The organism is Novosphingobium fluoreni, assembly GCF_014196615.1.
Classification (GTDB): domain Bacteria; phylum Pseudomonadota; class Alphaproteobacteria; order Sphingomonadales; family Sphingomonadaceae; genus Novosphingobium; species Novosphingobium fluoreni.
In genome coordinates, this window is the sequence record NZ_JACIDY010000002.1 from 305,761 (window position 1) to 324,499 (window position 18,739).

Annotated in this window: 16 protein-coding genes; 8 read left to right on the forward strand and 8 right to left on the reverse strand. The window is 63.7% G+C overall.

The window, feature by feature from the left end:
* Positions 1–94: 94 nt before the first annotated feature.
* Entirely contained in the window at positions 95–478 is a 384-nt protein-coding gene (locus tag GGR39_RS05115; protein WP_183616167.1) for a metallopeptidase family protein, read from the reverse strand.
* Position 479: 1 nt separating this feature from the next.
* Positions 480–3,011: a DNA topoisomerase (ATP-hydrolyzing) subunit B gene (gene gyrB / locus GGR39_RS05120; protein ID WP_183616168.1), complete on the reverse strand. Its 2,532-nt coding sequence runs from the start codon at positions 3,009–3,011 to the stop codon at positions 480–482.
* 168 nt (positions 3,012–3,179) lie between these two features.
* On the opposite strand from gyrB, the gene GGR39_RS05125 reads away from it, so the two are divergent.
* The gene (locus GGR39_RS05125; protein ID WP_183616169.1) at positions 3,180–4,592 is read left to right on the forward strand and encodes a M20/M25/M40 family metallo-hydrolase; all 1,413 of its coding nucleotides are present in this window, start codon (positions 3,180–3,182) and stop codon (positions 4,590–4,592) included.
* Positions 4,593–4,654: 62 nt separating this feature from the next.
* Here the strand turns inward: GGR39_RS05125 and GGR39_RS05130 are convergent, their stop codons facing one another.
* Entirely contained in the window at positions 4,655–4,945 is a 291-nt protein-coding gene (locus tag GGR39_RS05130; protein ID WP_183616170.1) for a hypothetical protein, read from the reverse strand.
* A gap of 107 nt (positions 4,946–5,052) precedes the next feature.
* Here GGR39_RS05130 and guaA point away from each other — a divergent pair, with 107 nt between their 5' ends.
* Positions 5,053–6,612: a glutamine-hydrolyzing GMP synthase gene (guaA, locus tag GGR39_RS05135; RefSeq protein WP_183616171.1), complete on the forward strand. Its 1,560-nt coding sequence runs from the start codon at positions 5,053–5,055 to the stop codon at positions 6,610–6,612.
* 17 nt (positions 6,613–6,629) lie between these two features.
* On the opposite strand, the gene GGR39_RS05140 is transcribed toward guaA, so the two are convergent.
* Positions 6,630–7,976 carry an MFS transporter gene (locus GGR39_RS05140; protein WP_246388342.1) on the reverse strand — a complete coding sequence of 449 codons (1,347 nt, stop codon included), beginning with the start codon at positions 7,974–7,976 and terminating at the stop codon, positions 6,630–6,632.
* 134 nt (positions 7,977–8,110) lie between these two features.
* Here GGR39_RS05140 and cyoA point away from each other — a divergent pair, with 134 nt between their 5' ends.
* The 5 genes from cyoA (at position 8,111) to GGR39_RS05165 (ending at position 12,821) form a co-directional block, all read left to right on the forward strand.
* Positions 8,111–9,265, forward strand: a complete 1,155-nt coding sequence (gene cyoA / locus GGR39_RS05145; protein WP_183616172.1) for a ubiquinol oxidase subunit II — start codon at positions 8,111–8,113, stop codon at positions 9,263–9,265.
* A complete protein-coding gene (cyoB, locus tag GGR39_RS05150) occupies positions 9,262–11,259 on the forward strand; it encodes a cytochrome o ubiquinol oxidase subunit I (RefSeq protein ID WP_183616173.1) in 1,998 nt (665 codons plus the stop codon). The genes cyoA and cyoB overlap by 4 nt, the downstream gene beginning before the upstream one ends.
* Complete coding sequence (gene cyoC / locus GGR39_RS05155) at positions 11,256–11,885, forward strand: cytochrome o ubiquinol oxidase subunit III (RefSeq protein WP_183616174.1); 630 nt, start codon at positions 11,256–11,258, stop codon at positions 11,883–11,885. The genes cyoB and cyoC overlap by 4 nt, the downstream gene beginning before the upstream one ends.
* Positions 11,882–12,214: a cytochrome o ubiquinol oxidase subunit IV gene (gene cyoD, locus GGR39_RS05160; RefSeq protein WP_183616175.1), complete on the forward strand. Its 333-nt coding sequence runs from the start codon at positions 11,882–11,884 to the stop codon at positions 12,212–12,214. The genes cyoC and cyoD overlap by 4 nt, the downstream gene beginning before the upstream one ends.
* 97 nt (positions 12,215–12,311) lie before the next feature.
* On the forward strand, positions 12,312–12,821 hold the full coding sequence (locus GGR39_RS05165; protein WP_183616495.1) for a YqgE/AlgH family protein: 510 nt from the start codon (positions 12,312–12,314) through the stop codon (positions 12,819–12,821).
* A 6-nt stretch (positions 12,822–12,827) separates the two neighbouring features.
* Here the strand turns inward: GGR39_RS05165 and GGR39_RS05170 are convergent, their stop codons facing one another.
* From GGR39_RS05170 to GGR39_RS05185, 4 genes are all read right to left on the reverse strand, one after another.
* Positions 12,828–13,391, reverse strand: coding sequence for an NTP transferase domain-containing protein (locus tag GGR39_RS05170; RefSeq protein ID WP_183616176.1), 564 nt, complete (start codon positions 13,389–13,391; stop codon positions 12,828–12,830).
* Positions 13,388–14,389, reverse strand: coding sequence for an XdhC family protein (locus tag GGR39_RS05175; protein WP_183616177.1), 1,002 nt, complete (start codon positions 14,387–14,389; stop codon positions 13,388–13,390). Before GGR39_RS05175 ends, GGR39_RS05170 begins: the two co-directional genes overlap by 4 nt.
* 50 nt (positions 14,390–14,439) lie before the next feature.
* On the reverse strand, positions 14,440–15,180 hold the full coding sequence (locus GGR39_RS05180; RefSeq protein WP_246388344.1) for a murein L,D-transpeptidase catalytic domain-containing protein: 741 nt from the start codon (positions 15,178–15,180) through the stop codon (positions 14,440–14,442).
* A 93-nt stretch (positions 15,181–15,273) separates the two neighbouring features.
* Positions 15,274–16,518 (reverse strand): polyhydroxyalkanoate depolymerase, encoded by a 1,245-nt coding sequence (locus tag GGR39_RS05185; RefSeq protein ID WP_183616178.1) that lies wholly within the window; start codon positions 16,516–16,518, stop codon positions 15,274–15,276.
* A 180-nt stretch (positions 16,519–16,698) separates the two neighbouring features.
* Here GGR39_RS05185 and GGR39_RS05190 point away from each other — a divergent pair, with 180 nt between their 5' ends.
* Positions 16,699–18,534 (forward strand): ABC transporter transmembrane domain-containing protein, encoded by a 1,836-nt coding sequence (locus GGR39_RS05190; protein ID WP_281374450.1) that lies wholly within the window; start codon positions 16,699–16,701, stop codon positions 18,532–18,534.
* Positions 18,535–18,739 lie beyond the last annotated feature (205 nt).

Below are 18,739 nucleotides of genomic sequence, written 5' to 3' on the forward strand. Positions count from 1 at the left end.
CGGCGGGCGGACTGCCGAGTAACGGGCTTGGCAGTGAGCTTCGCGCCCTTTCGGGCGAGGTCGAGACGCGGCATTCACACCGCGAAGGGCCGCGCTAGGCCCCCGCCTCCAGCGCATGCATCTGCTCATCGGACAGGCCGAAATGATGCCCCACTTCATGCACCACCACGTGTGAGACCAGATCATCCAGCGCCACGCCGGTCTCGCACCATTCGGCCAGCAAAGGCTGGCGGAACAGGGTGATCACCGGAGGCATCTCGCCGGAATTCCAGATCGATTCCTTGTCCATCGAGCGGCCATGATAGACCCCCGAAAGCTCCCACGGATCGTCCCGGCCGACAGCCGCCAGCGTCTCGGCATCGGCGAATTCCGCCACCGTCACACGAATGCCCGCCAGATGCCCGGCGAACGGCTCGGGGATACGTGCGAAAGCGGCCAGGGCCAGCGCCTCGAATGCGGCGGCGTCGGGCGCTTTCACGTCACACGTCCAGATTGGCGACGTTGAGGGCGTTTTCCTGGATGAATTCGCGACGCGGCTCGACGATATCTCCCATCAGTCGAGTGAAAATCTCGTCGGTCACGTCAGCATCCTCGACCTTGACCTGCAGCAGGATACGGTTGTCCGGATCGAGCGTGGTTTCCCACAATTGCTCGGCGTTCATTTCGCCCAGGCCCTTGTACCGCGCGATCGACAAGCCCTTTCGGCCGCCTGCCAGAACAGCGTCCAGCAATTGTGTCGGGCGGGTGATGATACCGTCGCTGGCAGCCGGAGGCGTGGCAGCGGGCTCAACTGCATCTGCATCACCACTTTCGGACGGTGCAGGCTCAGCGGTTTCAACAGCTGCCGTGGCGCGTGTCAGGCGCGCCGGCATCGCGTAGACAGAGGCCTGCTCGGCTGCGGTCTTGGCCAGTTTGCGCGCTTCGGCACTGGCCAGGAAGCTCGCCTCCACGATGTGGTGATCGGTCACGCCGCGCCACAGGCGGCGTACGATGTACGAGCCTTCTTCACCGCGTTGCGCCGTCCAACGCCCTTCCGGATCACCGCGCTCCAGCCATTCTGAGGAGGCGGTGAGCGCCGCCACCTTCTGGGCATCGGACAGATCGGGAGCCAGCGCGCCGGCCAGCGCCAGCGCCTCGATGATCCCGGCGTCATACTTGCGCGGCACGTAGCCCATGATGTTGCGCATCGCCATGGCGTGCTCGATCAGCTCGCGCAGTTCCGCGCCGCCGCGCGCGCCGCCGGCGGTTTCCAGGATGCGCCCCTGGAGCCCCGCATCGACGAGATAGCGGTCAAGCTGGCGGTCGTCCTTCAGGTACACTTCCGAGCGGCCCTTGCTCACCTTGTAGAGCGGCGGTTGCGCGATGAAGAGATGCCCGGCCTTGATGATCTCCGGCATCTGGCGGTGGAAGAACGTCAGCAGCAGCGTGCGGATATGCGCGCCGTCCACGTCGGCGTCGGTCATGATGATGATCTTGTGGTAACGCAGCTTTTCCAGGTTGAAATCGTCGCGGATGCCGGTGCCCATCGCTTGGATCAGCGTGCCCACTTCCTTGGAAGAGATGATGCGGTCAAACCGCGCCCGCTCCACATTCAGGATCTTGCCCTTGAGCGGCAGGATCGCCTGAATCTTGCGATCACGGCCGGACTTGGCGGAGCCACCGGCGGAGTCACCCTCCACCAGGAACAGTTCGCACTTCGACGGATCGCGTTCCTGGCAATCGGCCAGCTTGCCGGGCAGGCTGGCGATGTCCATCGCACCCTTGCGCCGGGTGAGTTCGCGCGCACGCTTCGCGGCTTCGCGCGCGGCGGCGGCGTCAATCACCTTCATGATGATCGACTTGGCGGTGGCGGGATTTTCTTCCAGCCATTCGCTCATCTTGTCACCCATCAGCGCTTCCAGCGGCTGGCGGACTTCGGAGCTGACCAGCTTGTCCTTGGTCTGCGACGAGAACTTGGGGTCCGGCAGCTTGACCGAGACGATCGCGGTCAACCCCTCGCGCATGTCCTCGCCCGAGAGCTGGACCTTTTCCTTCTTCAGCAGGCCCGATCGCTCGGCATAGTTGTTGAGCGTCCGCGTCAGCGCGGCGCGGAAGGCCGCGAGGTGGGTGCCGCCGTCCCGCTGGGGGATGTTGTTGGTGAAGGTGAGGACGTTCTCGTAGTAGGAATCGTTCCATTCCAGCGAGACTTCGATGCCGATGCCGTCCTTGTCCGCCGAAATGGCGATCGGCTCGGGCATCAGCGCCTGCTTGTTGCGATCGAGGTATTTCACGAAGGCGGCGATCCCGCCTTCGTAGTACAAGTCATGCTCCAACGGCTCTTCATGCCGCTTGTCGCGCAGCAGAATGCGCACGCCCGAGTTCAGGAACGCCAGTTCGCGGTAGCGATGCTCCAGCTTGTCGAAGTCATACTCGGTGACGTTCTTGAAGGTATCGGTAGAGGCCTGGAAGGTGACCTTGGTACCTTTTGCGCCTTCCGGCGCAGGCCCCAGGATCTTCAGCGGGCTGACGGCATCGCCATGTTCGAAGCGCATCCAGTGCTCCTGCCCGTCGCGCCAGATGGTCAGCTCCAGCCACTCGGACAGCGCGTTCACCACGGAAACGCCGACGCCGTGCAGGCCGCCGGAAACCTTGTAGGCGTTGTCGTCGCTGGTATTCTCGAACTTGCCGCCCGCATGCAGCTGGGTCATGATGACTTCGGCGGCGGAAACGCCTTCCTCGGCATGGATACCGGTGGGAATGCCGCGGCCATTGTCCGTCACCGAAACGGAATTGTCCGGATTCAATTCGATCAGCACCAAATCGCAATGACCCGCCAGCGCCTCGTCGATGGCGTTGTCGGAAACTTCGAACACCATGTGATGCAGGCCAGAGCCATCGTCGGTATCGCCGATGTACATACCCGGCCGCTTGCGCACCGCGTCCAGGCCCTTGAGGACCTTGATCGAGTCCGCTCCGTAAGCGTTGGTGTTCTTGGTGTTGCCGGGAACGGCGTCTTCAGGGGTGCTTGCCATAGCGATTATATAGGGTCGGCGGGGCGGAAACTAAAGCGAAATGGGCCGGGGTATCCCCAGTCCTGCCAGTCGGCCGTTCTGAGCCGGACGGGGACGGAAGCGATGAGGGCTTGGCGTCATGCCATAACCGCGTCAGTGTGTGCGCAGACGAACAAGGGGCCCTCGCAGATGAAATCCGTCCTCGCCGCATGTCTTGCAACTGCATTGGTCGCGCCCACGCTGGCAGCGGCGCAGTCCCGGCCCGATCAGCAGCAGTTCTTCGGCCTTTACAAGGAACTGATCGAAACCAACACCACGCTCAGCCAGGGCAGCTGCACCGAGGCAGCGGCGAAGATGGCGGCGCGGTTGAAGGCGGCGGGCCTGAAGGACGACCAGTTGATCCCCTACGCCACGCCCGAGCATCCCAAGGATGGCGGTCTGGTCGCGATCTATCCAGGTACGACCAAGCAGAAGCCGATCCTGCTGCTCGCCCACATCGACGTGGTTGAGGCCAAGCGTGAGGATTGGGAACGCGACCCGTTCAAGCTGGTCGAAGAGAACGGCTACTATTACGCCCGCGGTGCGGTGGACGACAAGGCACAGGCCTCGATCTGGGTGGATACGCTGGCCCGCTTCGCCAAGGACGGATACAAGCCCAAGCGCACGATCAAGCTGGCGCTGACTTGCGGGGAGGAGACCAGCGGCGCTTTCAACGGTGCCGAGTACCTCGCCAAGAACAAGCGCGACCTGATCGATGCCGCCTATGCCCTGAACGAAGGCGGTGGTGGTCGCACCGATGGCAAGCCCATTTCACAGGGTGGCAAAGTGGTGGTGCAGACGCTGCAGGTGGGCGAAAAAGCGTATCAGGACTTCACTTTGACGGCCACGAATCCGGGCGGCCATAGCTCGCAGCCGGTGCCGGACAACGCGATCTATGACATGGCGGCGGCGCTGCTGAAGGTGCAGGCCTATGAATTCCCGGTCGAGTTCAATGAGGTGACGCGTACGTTCTTCTTGAAATCCGGCAAGCTGCGCGGCGGCGAGGTGGGGGCGGCGATGCAGGCCCTTGCGGCCAACCCGGCCAACAAGGCCGCGCTCGCGATCGTCGACAAGGACAAGACGCTCCATTCCATGCTGCGCACCACATGCGTCGCGACGCTGGAGCAGGCCGGTCATGCCCTGAACGCGCTACCCCAGCGGGCGACCGCGAACGTCAATTGCCGCATGTTCCCAGGGCGGACTTCGGACGAGACGCAGGCCGCGCTTACGCAGGCGATCGGCAATCCCAAGATCGCGATCGTTCAGACGGTAAAGGGCAAGCCAATCGCCAAGTCGCCGCCGCTCGATCCCGCGATCGTGAAGCCGATCGAAACCTTGGCGGCCAAGCACTTCCCGGGCGCACCCGTCGTGCCTTCGATTTCCACCGGCGCGACGGACGGCGTCTATCTCTCCGCCGTGGGTATCCCCACGTATGGCGTGCCCAGCGTCTGGACCGATCCGGACGGTAACGGCACTCACGGCCTGAACGAGCGGGTGGAGATCAAAGCGCTCTACACCGCGCGGGACTATCTCTACGATCTGGTCAAGACGCTGGCGGGCTGAGAGCAAAGAAAAAGGCGGCCCGTTGCGGGGCCGCCTCTTCGGTTTACCGTGGCTCAAAGCCCTCAGGCGAGGGTGAGAGCGAACGCAAGGGCGCTGACGCCCAAGGCCGCGGCAAAACCGACCGTACGATGTACGATGGTCATGGCACTTTCCTCCTGTTTGATCCGGGAGCCGTCTTTATGGGCGTCATTCCCTTCGCAGTTGCAACATAGGCGGGTTGGTAATTTCCGCAACTGCGAAAGTAACAATCTTGCTTGCAAGAAACGCAAGACTGACCAATTTGCGCCGCTCGTCTTGTCGAAGGCGCGCTCGAGCTGATTTTCAATGGTGATCGCTGTTGCGCCTAACTGCATGGTCCATCTGACCTCGGCGGCGGTGTGCTTCCCCTACCGCGTCTTAAGAAGCACGCGGATTGGCCCTCGCTCTAGACTCACGAGTAAGGCCGCACTAACCGGCAGGCATGAGCATTCAGCCTTCGGATTCCATCCTCATCGTCGATTTTGGCAGCCAGGTGACCCAGCTAATCGCGCGCCGCGTGCGCGAGGCGGGCGTCTATTCCGAGATCGCACCGTTCTCTGCCGCGGAGGAGGCTTTCGCGCGGCTCGATCCGGTCGGCGTGATCCTCTCGGGCTCGCCGGCGTCGGTGCTGGACAAGGACGGGCCGCGCATTCCTGAGGTGATCCTCGACAGCGGCCGCCCCATGTTGGGCATCTGCTATGGCCAGCAGGCCTTGATGCATCAGCTGGGTGGCGAGGTCCTGGCGGGGGACAGCGGCGAGTTCGGCCGCGCCTTCATTGAGATCGACGATACTTGCGCGCTGTTCGATGGCCTCTGGCAAACAGGCGAGCGCCATCAGGTGTGGATGAGCCATGGTGACAAGGTGACCGCGCTGGCACCCGGCTTCCGCCCCGTCGCGGCCAGCCCCGGTGCGCCCTACGCCGTGATCGCGGACGACGCGCGCCGTATCTACGCCATGCAGTTCCACCCCGAGGTGGTCCACACGCCCGACGGCGGCAAGCTGCTGAAGAACTTCGTGCGTCACGTCTGCGGCATGTCCGGTGACTGGACCATGGCGGAGTTTCGCAAGACCAAGATCGAGGAAATCCGCCAGCAGGTCGGGTCAGGCCGGGTGATCTGCGGTCTTTCCGGCGGCGTCGATTCCGCCGTGGCTGCTCTGCTGATCCATGAAGCGATCGGCGAGCAACTGACCTGCGTGTTCGTGGATGGCGGCATCCTGCGCCAGGGTGAGGCCGAGCAGGTGGTCAGCCTGTTCCGCGGGCACTATAAAATTCCGCTGGTTCACGTCGACGCTTCGACACTGTTCCTCAAGGGTCTGGAAGGCGTCACCGATCCGGAGGCCAAGCGCAAGTTCATCGGCAAGACCTTCATCGATGTGTTCGAGGATGAAGCGAAGAAGATCGGCGGGGCCGAGTTCCTGGCGCAGGGCACGCTCTATCCTGACGTGATTGAATCCGTCTCCTTCACCGGGGGCCCTTCGGTGACGATCAAGAGCCACCACAATGTCGGCGGCTTGCCCGAGCGGATGAACATGAAGCTGGTCGAGCCGCTGCGCGAATTGTTCAAGGACGAAGTGCGCGAACTGGGCCGCGAGTTGGGGCTGCCGGAGATTTTCGTCGGTCGTCATCCCTTCCCTGGGCCCGGTCTGGCGATCCGCATCCCGGGCGAAGTCACGCGGGAACGCTGCGATATCCTGCGCAAGGCCGATTCGATCTACCTTGAGGAAATCCGCAATGCCGGGCTCTACGACGCGATCTGGCAGGCCTTCGCGGTGCTGCTGCCGGTCAAGACCGTGGGCGTCATGGGCGATGGCCGCACTTACGACAATGTCTGCGCGCTGCGCGCCGTCACCTCGACCGACGGGATGACGGCAGACATCTACCCGTTCGATGCGTCCTTCCTCAGCCGCGTATCCACGCGTATCATCAACGAGGTCAAAGGCATCAACCGGGTGGTCTACGACTATACCAGCAAGCCGCCGGGCACGATCGAATGGGAGTGATATTGTCGGTCTGACGATCAGGCGCTTTTCCGGCCCCATTCGCGGTTAAGATAGAGCGCGAGCAGGGTGCACGCCGCGCCCGATAGCAGGTAGCCGCCAACCGCCAGGGGGCCGAAGCGGCTGGCGAGGAACAGCGCGGCGAGCGGGGCAAAGGCCGCGCCGATGAACCACGATGCTGTCGCCGTGGTGCCCGCGCCGGTATAGCGATGCTTGGCCGAGAAGCTGCCGTTCACCACACCGGAGGACTGTCCGAAGGAGAGGCCCAGCAGGATGAAGCCTACGATCATGTAGGCCCATTCTCCCCCCGGGCCGATGTCCAGGATCAGCGGTCCGGCACAGGCGAAGATGGCGATGCCTATCGCCGACCAGCCGAGCAGGCGGCGTCGTCCGATCCGGTCGGCGATCAGGCCTGACAGGATCACCGCCCCAAGGCCCACCAGACCGCCGACGATCTCGATCATCAGGAAGCGGATCGGGCTGTCCTGCCCGGTCAGCGTCACCCATGAGAGCGGGAAGACGGTGACTAGGTGGAACAGCGCGAAGCTGGCTAGTGGCGCGAAGGCGCCCAGCACGATGGTGCGCCACTCATCCCCGAACAAGTCGCGGATCGGCGAGGGCTGAAGCTCGCGGCTTTCGTAGAGCTTGCGGAACTCAGGCGTGGAGATAAGCCGGAGCCGCGCGAAGAGAGCCACCACGTTTATCACGAAGGCGACGAAGAAGGGATATCGCCAACCCCAGCTAAGAAAATCGGCCTCTTCCAGCGTGATCAACAGGTAGGCGAACACCCCTGCTGCCACGATCAGGCCGACCGGCGCACCCAGCTGCGGAACCATCGCATACCACCCCCGGTGCGTTTCCGGCGCATTCAGGTTGAGAAGCGCGGGCAGGCCATCCCAGGTGCCGCCTTGTGCGAAGCCCTGGCCAAGCCGGAACAAGGCGAGCAACCACGCTGCCGTCTGGCCCGCCTGCTCGAAGCTTGGCACGAATGCCATGGCGGCGGTGGACAGCCCGAGCAGGAATATCGCGATCGTCAGCTTCACGCCGCGCCCGTGGCGTTCGTCGATCCACAGGAAGACCATCGCGCCGATCGGCCTGGCAATGAAGGCCAATGCAAAGATCGCGAATGCATATAACGTCCCGGTCAACCGGTCCACGTAGGGAAACAGCAGCGACGGGAAGACCAGCACCGAGGCGATGGCATAGACGAAGAAATCGAAGAATTCGCTGGAGCGGCCGATGATCACGCCCACCGCGATGTCGCTGGGCCTGATCTTGTGGCCATCGACACGATTTCGCGTGTTGAGGCGATGGGCATCGCGTTCCAGTGAGGAGGATCTGGGCGTGTCGGCCATGGTACTCGTCATCCCGCAAACGCCTCCCGCGTCTCATCCCAGCCCGATGAAGTCTGAGGGGAAGACACCAGCGTTGCAACGAATTGCCTGCACGATGGTTTCCAAGTCGGACCGGCGATGATCTGATCGGTCCGCGGCAGGGGTTCATGCGCGAAAGCGATCACATCGCCGCTCTTCGGAGCCGAGCCTTTCTGGTGCTTGTCGGCGCCCTGTTTTTGAGTGGCTGCGATATGGTGGTGCTCAAACCCGCCGGCGATATCGCCTTGCAACAACGCAACCTGATCCTGTTCGCCACGGCGGTGATGCTGCTGATCATCGTGCCGGTCCTAGTGCTGACCGTGGTGTTCGCCTGGCGATACCGACGCGGCAATCCGAATAAGAATTACGATCCAGAGTTCGACCATTCCACGACGCTGGAACTGGTGATCTGGGCCTGTCCGCTGCTGATCATCATCGCCCTTTCCGCTGTTACCTGGACGCACACGCATTTGCTGGATCCGTTCCGCCCGCTCGAAAGGCTGGGACCGGGGCGGCCCTTGGCGAAGGGCACGAAGCCGCTGGAGGTGCAGGTCGTGGCGCTGGAGTGGAAATGGCTGTTCATCTATCCGGAGCAGGGCATTGCCACCGTCAACGATCTGGCGCTGCCGGTGGACGTTCCGGTGCGCTTCTCCATCACCTCCACCGACCAATTCGCCACGTTCTATGCGCCCACGCTGGCGGGCATGATCTATGCGATGCCCGGCATGGATTCCAAGCTGAACGCGGTGCTGAACAAGCCGGGCCAGACCTGGGGCTACTCCGGGAATTACACCGGCGAAGGCCATTCCACGATGCGCTTTCGCCTGACGGGACTGCGACTGGCCGACTTCGACCGCTGGGCCCGGGAAGTGAAACAAGGCGGCGGCCTTCCCTTGGAGGCCTCACGCTACCTGGCGCTCGAAAAGCCGAGCGAGAAGGTTCCGTTCATTCGCTTTTCCAGCGTTTCGCCCACCCTGTTCGATCGCATAGTCAATCGCTGCGTGGAGGCCGGTCGGCCTTGCATGAACCAGACCATGAACCACGATATGCGTCACGGCGGGGGCAGCCCCGATGCCGGTGGGTTGGGGAGCGGCACGATGCCGGGCCACGGATCGATGCCGGCTCCGGGAGACAAGCCGGAAGCCGCGCTGGAAAAAGACGCTGGCGATAAAGGCTCGAGCCCTAAAGTGGGAATGCCGGTCGGCCCCGATTACAATGCGCGAGGCCGGGATGCCGAAAAGCCCGGTAAGCCGCAGACCCCTAAAGCGCAGGCGAACCCATGAGCGACAATCGCCTGATGCAGACCATCTTCGGACGGCTCACGTGGGATGCCTTGCCGTTGCACGATCCCATCGTCCTTCCGGTGTTCGGCGTCGTCGCGCTGGGCGGCCTGGTCACCGTGTTCCTGCTGACCCGCTATCGCCTTTGGGGTTATCTCTGGAAGGAATGGTTCACCAGCGTCGACCACAAGAAGGTCGGCATCATGTACGTCATCCTGGGCATCGTGATGCTGCTGCGCGGCTTTTCCGATGCGATCATGATGCGCATACAGCAGGCGATCGCGTTCGGGCCGAACGAGGGGTATCTGCCGCCCCACCACTACGACCAGATTTTCACCGCGCACGGTACGATCATGATCTTCTTCGTGGCGATCCCACTGGTGGTGGGTATCATCAACTTCGTGATGCCGCTGCAGATCGGCGCGCGCGACGTGGCGTTTCCCTTCCTCAACAACCTCAGCTTCTGGCTGACGGCGGCCGGTGCGGTGCTGGTGATGACATCGCTGTTCGTAGGCGAGTTCGCCCGCACCGGATGGCTGGGCTATGCGCCGCTGTCAGAGCTGGATTACAGCCCCGATACCGGCGTCGATTACTACTTGTGGGCGCTGCAGATCGCCGGGGTCGGCACCACGCTCTCCGCGATCAACATGGTGACGACCATCGTCAAGATGCGCGCTCCGGGCATGACGATGATGAAGATGCCGATCTTCTGCTGGACGGCGCTGTGCTCCAACGTGTTGGCGGTGGCGATCTTCCCGGCGCTGACCGCGGCGTTCTTCCTGCTGATGCTGGACCGTTACGTCGGCACCAACTTCTTCACCAACGATCTTGGCGGCGCGCCGATGATGTACTGGAACATGGTGTGGATCTGGGGCCACCCCGAGGTCTACGTGCTGGTGCTGCCCGCGTTCGGCATCTTTTCAGAGATCACTTCAACGTTCACCGGCAAGCGGCTCTTCGGCTATTCCTCGATGGTCTATGCCACAGTGGTGATCACCATCCTGGCGTATCTGGTGTGGCTGCATCACTTCTTCACAATGGGTTCGGGGCCGACGGTAAACAGCTTTTTCGGCATCGCCACGATGGTGATCGCCATCCCCACGGGTGCGAAGATATTCAACTGGCTTTTCACCATGTACCGGGGCGATATCCGCTTCGACCTGCCGATGATGTGGGTGGTGGCATTCATGCTGACCTTCACCGTGGGCGGGATGACCGGCGTGCTGCTGGCAATCCCACCGGCCGATTTCGTGCTGCACAATTCGCTGTTCCTTGTCGCCCACTTCCACAACGTGATCATCGGCGGTGTCCTGTTCGGGCTGTTCGCCGGCATCGTATATTGGTTCCCCAAGGCCTTCGGCTTCATCCTCGATCCGTTCTGGGGCAAGGTGGGTTTCTGGGGCTGGGTGATCGGCTACTGGATCGCCTGGACGCCGATGTACGTGGTGGGCCTGATGGGCACCACCCGCCGGGTCAATCACTTCGATGACGTCAGCCTACAGCCCTACTTCATCGTCGCGATGGTGGGGGTTGTGATCATCGCCATCGGCATCTTCGGCTTCATCATGAGCATCGTCATGGGCGTGAAGCACCGCCGGCGATTGGCCGATACCACGGGCGATCCATGGGAAGGCCGCACGCTGGAATGGTCCACCAGTTCACCGCCGCCGCACTACAACTTCGCCTTCACGCCAGTGATCCATGAACTGGACGCGTGGTACGACATGAAGCGGCGGGGATACGAACGCCCGGCGGACGGCTATCGGCCGATCCATATGCCGGGTAACACGGCATCGGGCGTGCTGATCTCCGGCCTGGCGCTGGTGATGGGCTTTGGCATGATCTGGTATATCTGGTGGCTGGCCGCGCTGGCCTTCGTCGGGCTGCTGGCCGTTGCGATCGGCCATACCTTCTTCCTCGATCGCGATTATGTCATTCCGCCCGATGAAGTGGCCAGGACCGAAGCGCACTGGCATGAACAGGGAGCCCTGACATGAGCGGGGCGACTTCCGACGAGACCCCGATCGTCTGGCACGTCAGCGAGGACGAGGATCACGGCGCGGGGCACAGCGGCCCGACCGCGCTGGGTTTCTGGATCTACCTGATGAGCGACGCGCTCATCTTCGCGTCGCTGTTCGCCATGTATGGCGTGGTCAGCACCAGCTATGCCGGAGGCCCCGTCCCTAGCGAGATATTCGATCTCAAGCTGGTGGCGATCAACACCGCGCTGCTGCTGGCGTCCTCGATCACCTTTGGCGAGGCGATGCCGCATATGGAGGCGGGCCGCGTCGGTCCCATGCGCGCCTGGCTGGTGGCGACCGGCCTATTGGGTGCGGCGTTCCTGGGCGTCGAGCTTTATGAGTTCCATCACCTGATCAACGAGGGGGCAGGTCCGCAGCGTAGCGCTTTCCTTTCGGCGTTCTTCGCGCTGGTCGGCACGCACGGGGCGCATGTATTCTTTGGGCTGATCTGGATGGTGGTGCTGCTTGTCCAGACGATGCAACATGGCTTGATCGAACCGATGAAGCGCCGGGTGATGTGCCTGTCCATGTTCTGGCATTTTCTGGACATCATTTGGATCGGGGTTTTCACCTTCGTCTATCTGCTGGGAGTTCTGCGATGAACGCCGCGCAAGACCCGGAGCACGCCCATACTGGTCGCCGGGGCTATCGCATCGGCACCCTGCTGGCGATCGTGCTGACTATCCTGCCGTTCTGGCTGGTGATGGACGGGGTGCTGGATCGCACCACCACCGTCGTGCTGATTTTCGCGATGGCGCTGGTGCAGATCGTCGTTCACGTCGTGTGCTTCCTCCATCTGGATACACGGGCGGAGGGCGGGTGGAGCCTCTTGGCGTTCCTGTTCACCGCCGTGATCGCGGTGCTGACGATCGGCGGGTCGATCTGGATCATGTATCACCTCAACACCAACATGATGCCCATGGGAGGCTGAGCGGCCATGGCTTGCCACGCCCGCCGAACGGTCTAAATCCCGTGCAGTGACCGAAGGGCAGTATCTTTCCGGACGTATCCTCCTGGCGATGCCCGGCATGTATGATCCGCGCTTCGAGCGATCGGTAAACGTCATGTGCGTGCATGACGAGCATGGCGCGTTGGGCATTGGCATCGGCCATATCCGCGATGGCGTGCGGTTTCGCGGCTTGCTGGAGGAAGTGGGCATCGATCCCGGCGATGCGCCGGATCGCGAAGTCCATCATGGTGGACCGGTGGAGCCTGGCCGAGGCTTCGTGCTGCACTCCACGGATTGGGGTGGGCAGGACACGATCGCGGTTGAGCCCTTGTGCGCCTTGTCGGCCTCGCTCGATGTGCTGCGGGCCATCGCCGAGGGGCGTGGACCCAGGCACTGGCTGATCGCGCTGGGCTATGCCGGATGGGGCGCGGGGCAGTTGGAAGGCGAGATGCGCCAGCACGGCTGGTACGCAGCGGGTGGCCATCGCGAGATCTTGTTCGACACACCGACCGATGCCCGTTGGACCAGCACCTGGCGCGCCGACGGCATCGATCCTTCTTTTCTGGCGAACACCACCGGCCGGGCGTGATTCCCGTTATCGCGCTGGAAGGCCGGCCAGATCCCCTGGGCAATCGACATCGGCATGGATGAAGGGGCTGTCGCAGTCCCAGAACACCACGTCGTCACGCGCCTTGAGCAGTTTTCCTGCCCCGGCGTCGCCTGAGAGGGCAGGGATGTCACCCAGCGCGCGGCGAGAGAGGAGGACGGGATGGCCCGGCTTGCCGCCTTGGCGAGGGAGGGCTGCATAAGCATCGCCAAGCCGCGCCGCCAGTGCAGCCGCGGCGTCATGTGGCACCAGCGGCATGTCTCCCAGGAACACGAAGACGCCCTCGACATCACCCGCCGCGCGAATTCCTGCTTGCAGCGACGCCGAAAGCGCGGGACTGGCGATCTGTTCAACGGACACTACAGGCGATCCGGGCCAAGCGCCGATAGCGAGCGTGGGATGGGCCACCACGATCACCCGTTCCACCGGCGCGGCGCGGGCGGCGCGGATCGCATGATATACCAGCGGTTCGCCGCGAAATGGCGCGGAGAGTTTGTCGCTGCCAAAGCGCCGGGCTGAGCCTGCCGCCAGTACCACCGCGGCATAAGTCACGCCCGCTCCCGGGCCGGGTTAAGCGCCTGCATCACCTCCGCCAGGATGCCGGTCGCCACTTCCCATGGCGCCTTGCCCAGACCGCTGACGCCGGGCGAGAGATGCAATCGGGCCAACTCCGCCTCCGATGCGCCCGCCGCTTGTAGCGCGGCGAGCCGAGCGGGCGCGCGCGATTTCGCACCTATCATCGCAACGTAAGCCGTATCGCCGCGCAGTGCGGACAGGCATCCGGCCAGATCGTGCTCATCCTCGTGGGTGGCGCCGACGTAAGCCGTCCAACGGTCCAGGCCGGTGACGTCCAGTGCCTGCTCTATCGGTTCACGCATATAGCGGGATACGGGAAAGGGCGGCGGGGTGTGTGGCCCATGGGGCCGGATCAGGACCGTTTCGAACCGCGCATCCATCGCCAGCCGGGCCAGGGCCAGCGCGCCCGGATCTCCCCCGGTTACGACCAGACGCCGGGCGGGGTCGTAGCGCCGCGCCAGCGCAAAGGGCTCTTCTTGCAACGAGAGGAGGGGCAGATCGCCGTCGCCTAGCTCCTGCCGAACCCCGTCTGTTCGCCAGATGCACGGCCGCCGTCCCGCGCCCTCGTTCAGCAGCGCGTGAACGGCCGGGCTGTCAGGCAGCAACCTTTCCACCAGCACATGCAGCGCGCCGCCGCAGCGCAGGCGGATATCGATCCACGGACTGCCCATGCCGTAGTGCAGGCGCTGGGGAACGCCATCTGCCAGCACTTGACGGGCATGGCCGGCCACGTCGCCTTCGATGCAGTCGCCCGAGAAATATCCCGTCGCCACGTTGCCTACGAACAGCATTTGCGCACCGGGCCCGCGCGGGGCGCTGCCTTCCACCTTGTAGAGCGTTGCCAGGGCAGCAGCCTGGCCATCGGCGACGGCCTTGGCGAGAGCCGGGCGGATATCGTCACTCCAGCCGAAAGTCGGCCAGTCCGCCCCTGCGAGCAGTGGATTATCTGGTGCGGCGTCAGGGGGCGATAACATTGCGCCCGCATATAGGATGGGAGTTTGGCCAGCGCTACGTGTGCGCGGGGTCAAACGATCCTGTCAGCGAATAACAGCCGTCCGCCGGAGAGATGCCACAGCGCTTCGTTGAAGTCCGCCGGGGCCATGGCGAAGCAGCCATCGCTCCGGCCGATCTTGCCCCACTTCGTGATCATGCCGGGATCGACGTACCATGCGGAATGCATCACGATCATGCGTTCCAGAGCGGTGGTGTTATCGGGATCGAGGCCGACCAGCCGAATCGATGTGCCGTACTTGCCGGTGTACCACTCGCACGTGAGATAGGCTCCGCGCGAGGTAGCGAGCGAGCCGTACTGGCTGGAGAAGGACTGCAGCCAGCCTTGATGCGCCGGGTCCGAGCCTTTGCCGTGCGCCACCAGAAAAGAGCGAACCGTACCATTTTCCAGGTTGGCGAAGTGCAGGCGAGGCTCCCACGATGGTCGGGAGAAATCGGCGATGCCCACGAGATCGGTGCGCCACAGCTTGGTGCGCACCCGCTCGACCTGCCGCTGGGCGGCGGCCAGGACACGTCTATTGTATTCTGGCGTGCCGACCGGGGAGGGCGGCGGCGTGAAGGCAGGGCTGACCGGGGCGATTTCCGGCATCGTCGCCGGATCACCCGGCATCACGCCATGCCCGCCAGGCACAGGAAGGCCCAGACTGCGCAAGTCCTGGGCAGAGGCACGAGAGATCAGGCCCGGAGCCAGCAGCCCCGCACCGACCATTATCGAACCCTTCAAAAGCCTACGTCGACCCAGCACTTGATCCATGCCGCAATTCTAGCGGATTTCGCTTAACCGCGCCAGACCGGCCGGCGATACCTACCCGTGAAGGGCAGCATGGCCAGCCGATCGACGGCGGCTTCAGGCGCCCGCCGGCTCGCCGATGGTACGATGCTGGGCCATCCAGCTTTCCAGCACCGGAGCGATGTTGTTGCGCCATTTGCTGCCGTTGAAGATACCGTAGTGGCCTACGTCGGGGGCCATGAAGTACTTCTTCTTATCGTCCGACAGATTGGTGGCGAGATGCAGCGCGGCGCGGGTCTGGCCCAAGCCGGAAATGTCATCGTTTTCGCCCTCGATCGCCAGGATCGCGGTGTCCTTGATCGCGCCCAGATCGATCAACGACCCGCGATGATAAAACTCGCCCTTGGGCAGCGAGTGCTTCTGGAAGACGTGCTCGATCGTCTGGAGATAGAAGTCCGCCGTCATGTCACAGACGGAACGGTACTCGTCATAGAAAGCCTTGGTCGCGTCCGCGCTGTCTTCGTCGCCGCGCACGAGATGCTGGAACATCGCCCAGTGGCTCATCATGTGGTTGCCAAGGTTCATCGACATGAAGCCGGCGAGTTGCAGAAAGCCCGGATAGACGCGGCGTCCCGCACCCGGATAAGTGGAGGGCACGGTGGCGATTACATTGGTGCGGAACCAGGCGAGAGGCTGTTGCATCGCCAGGTCGTTAACGCTGGTGGGTGCTTCGCGCGTGTCGATCGGGCCGCCCATCATCGTCAGCGATGCAGGGCGAGATGGATGCTCGTCCGCATTCATGATCGCGGCGGCCGCCAACGACGGCACTGAAGGCTGGCACACCGCCAGCATGTGCGTATTGGGGCCAATGTGTTCGATGAAGCCGATCACGTAGTCGATGTAATCGTCCAGGTCGAAACGTCCCGCCTCGGCCGGCACCAGTTTCGCATCGGCCCAGTCCGTGATGTAGACGCGGGCCGATTCCACCATCCGGGCGACGGTGCCGCGCAAAAGGGTAGCGTAGTGGCCGCTCATCGGCGCCACGATCAACAGGTTGGGCGCGTCAGCCGGCAGATCGTCACGCTCAAAACGCAGCAGATCGCCGAAGGGGCGCTGCAGTACGATCGATTCGGTGACACCGTAGGTCTTGCCGTCCACCTCAGTCGAGGTGATGCCGAAAGGCGGCTTGCCACGCGGCGCTGCTGCATGTGCGAACACTTCCAGCGCGGAAGCCAGTACCGGGCCAAACCCGAAGTAACCGGCCGGCAGCGCGGGATTGGACAGGACCTCGGAACTGATAGAGGCCCACGCCGATGCCCCGCTCAGCAGCGCGCGTTGAAGCTCATAGGCATTGTAAAGCACGAGCGGATCTCCTTGCGGCGATGGTGCGCCACTTGGGCGCGTTCATAGCGTAAACGCACATGGTGTGACTACGTTCATTGTGCAATGCGGCATTTGCCTTTGCGGGCGATGCGCCAAAGTAACAGCACTCCCTGAAGATACCCTTTCTTTGCCTTGCGTGACCGATTAGAGGCCACGGGCATGGACACGGCAATGGGCTCCGCCACGCCAGACGCGGGCGAAGGCGAAACGACGGGAGCAACCGCCACGACACGCCGGGGAGGGCGGCGCGGCCTGTCCCCCTTGCGCATGGTCTGGAGCCGGTTGCTGGCTTATCCCGGCCGTCTGGTGATTGCCGGCGTCGCCCTGGTGGTGACGGCCAGCGCCACTTTGGCGATACCGGCAGGCTTTCGCCTGGTGATCGACCGCGGCTTTGGCCAAGGCGGCAATCCGGCCGATATCGGGCGGTGGTTCGAATATCTGCTGCTCATCGTGACCGTGCTGGCGATCGGCACCGCCTTTCGCTTTTACAGCGTCTCCTGGCTTGGCGAGCGCGTGGTGGCGGACATCCGGCTTGATGTGCAGAACAACCTGCTGCGCCTTTCTCCCAGCTTCTTCGAGGAGAACAGCCCCAAGGAAATCGCCTCGCGATTGACCGCGGACACCTCCATCATCGAGCAGGTGGTCGGCTCCACCGTGTCCGTGGCGCTGCGCAATGTGATCATGGCGCTGGGCGGCGTGGCGTACCTGTTCGTGTTGGCGCCGCAACTGACGCTGGGCCTGGTGGCGGCGATCCTGCTGATCGTGCTGCCGATCACGCTCTTTGGCCGCCGGCTTCGCGCGGTTTCGCGAACCAGTCAGGACCGCGTGGCCGAGATCGGCGCGCTCGTTTCCGAAGTGCTGGGTGCGCTGCGGGTGGTGCAGGCGTTCAACCAGGAAGGGCGCGAAGCCGGGCGGTTCAGCCATGCCGTGGAGGAGACTTTCGCCACCGCAAAGCGCCGCATCGCGATCCGCGCGATCATGACGGCGGTGATCATCTTTCTGATCTTCGGCTCTATCACCTTGCTGATGTGGCGCGGCGCGATCGACGTGGCGAACGGCACGCTGACCGGCGGCACCATCGCCGCTTTCGTGGTGACCGGCGGCATCGTCGCGGGGGCATTCGGCTCCCTGGCCGAGGTGTACGGCGATCTGGTGCGCGGCGCGGGCGCTGCCGGGCGACTGGCCGAACTGCTGGCTGAACGCCCGGTCATCGCGCCACCCGCGCGCCCTGTCGCGCTGCCGCAGCCGCCGCGTGGGCAGATCACGTTCGAGCGGGTGATTTTCCGCTACCCCTCCCGACCCACCCAGGCCTCGGTTCGCGATTTCTCGCTCAAGGTCGAACCGGGGGAGACGGTGGCGATCGTGGGGCCTTCGGGCGCGGGCAAGTCCACGCTGTTCCTGCTGGCGGAGCGTTTCTACGATCCGCAGCAAGGCGCGATCAAGATTGACGGCGTGCCGCTGACTTCGGCCGACCCCGCCGACATCCGCCGCCGCATCGCGCTGGTGCCGCAGGAGGGCGTGCTGTTCGCCGCCGATGCGCGCGACAACTTGCGCTATGGCCGGTGGGGCGCCAGCGACAAAGAAATCTGGCAAGCTGCTCGTGCCGCCAACGCGGAGGGCTTCCTGCGCGATCTGCCGGATGGTCTGGACACGTTCCTGGGCGAGGGGGGCGCGCGCCTCTCCGGCGGGCAACGCCAGCGCCTGGCCATCGCACGGGCGATCCTGCGTGATGCGCCGATCCTGCTGCTGGACGAGGCGACGAGCGCGCTGGACGCCGAAAGCGAACGGTTGGTGCAGGATGCGCTGGACCGGCTGATGCAGAACCGCACCACGCTGGTCATCGCCCATCGCCTTGCCACCGTGCGGCAGGCGGACCGCATCGTGGTGATGGATGAGGGGCGCATCGTCGAGGAAGGCACCCATGCCCAGTTGAGCGAGGCAGGTGGTCTCTATGCGCGGTTGGCTTCCCTGCAGTTCGACATGACGCGGGCCTAGCGCCTACCCGCCCGAAGCAACGCAATCATGGGACTGGAAAGTCCGTCCTGACCAACTAAGTCACACCCTATCATGCGGCCCGTTCGGAGCCGCTTGGCGGCGCTATGTCGCCGCATTCGCTTGGAAAGGACCCGGGCTCTTGGCTTTTCGCTTCAAACACCTGCTTGCCGCCACCTCTTTCGTCGCTGTTGCCGGCGCTGCGCCG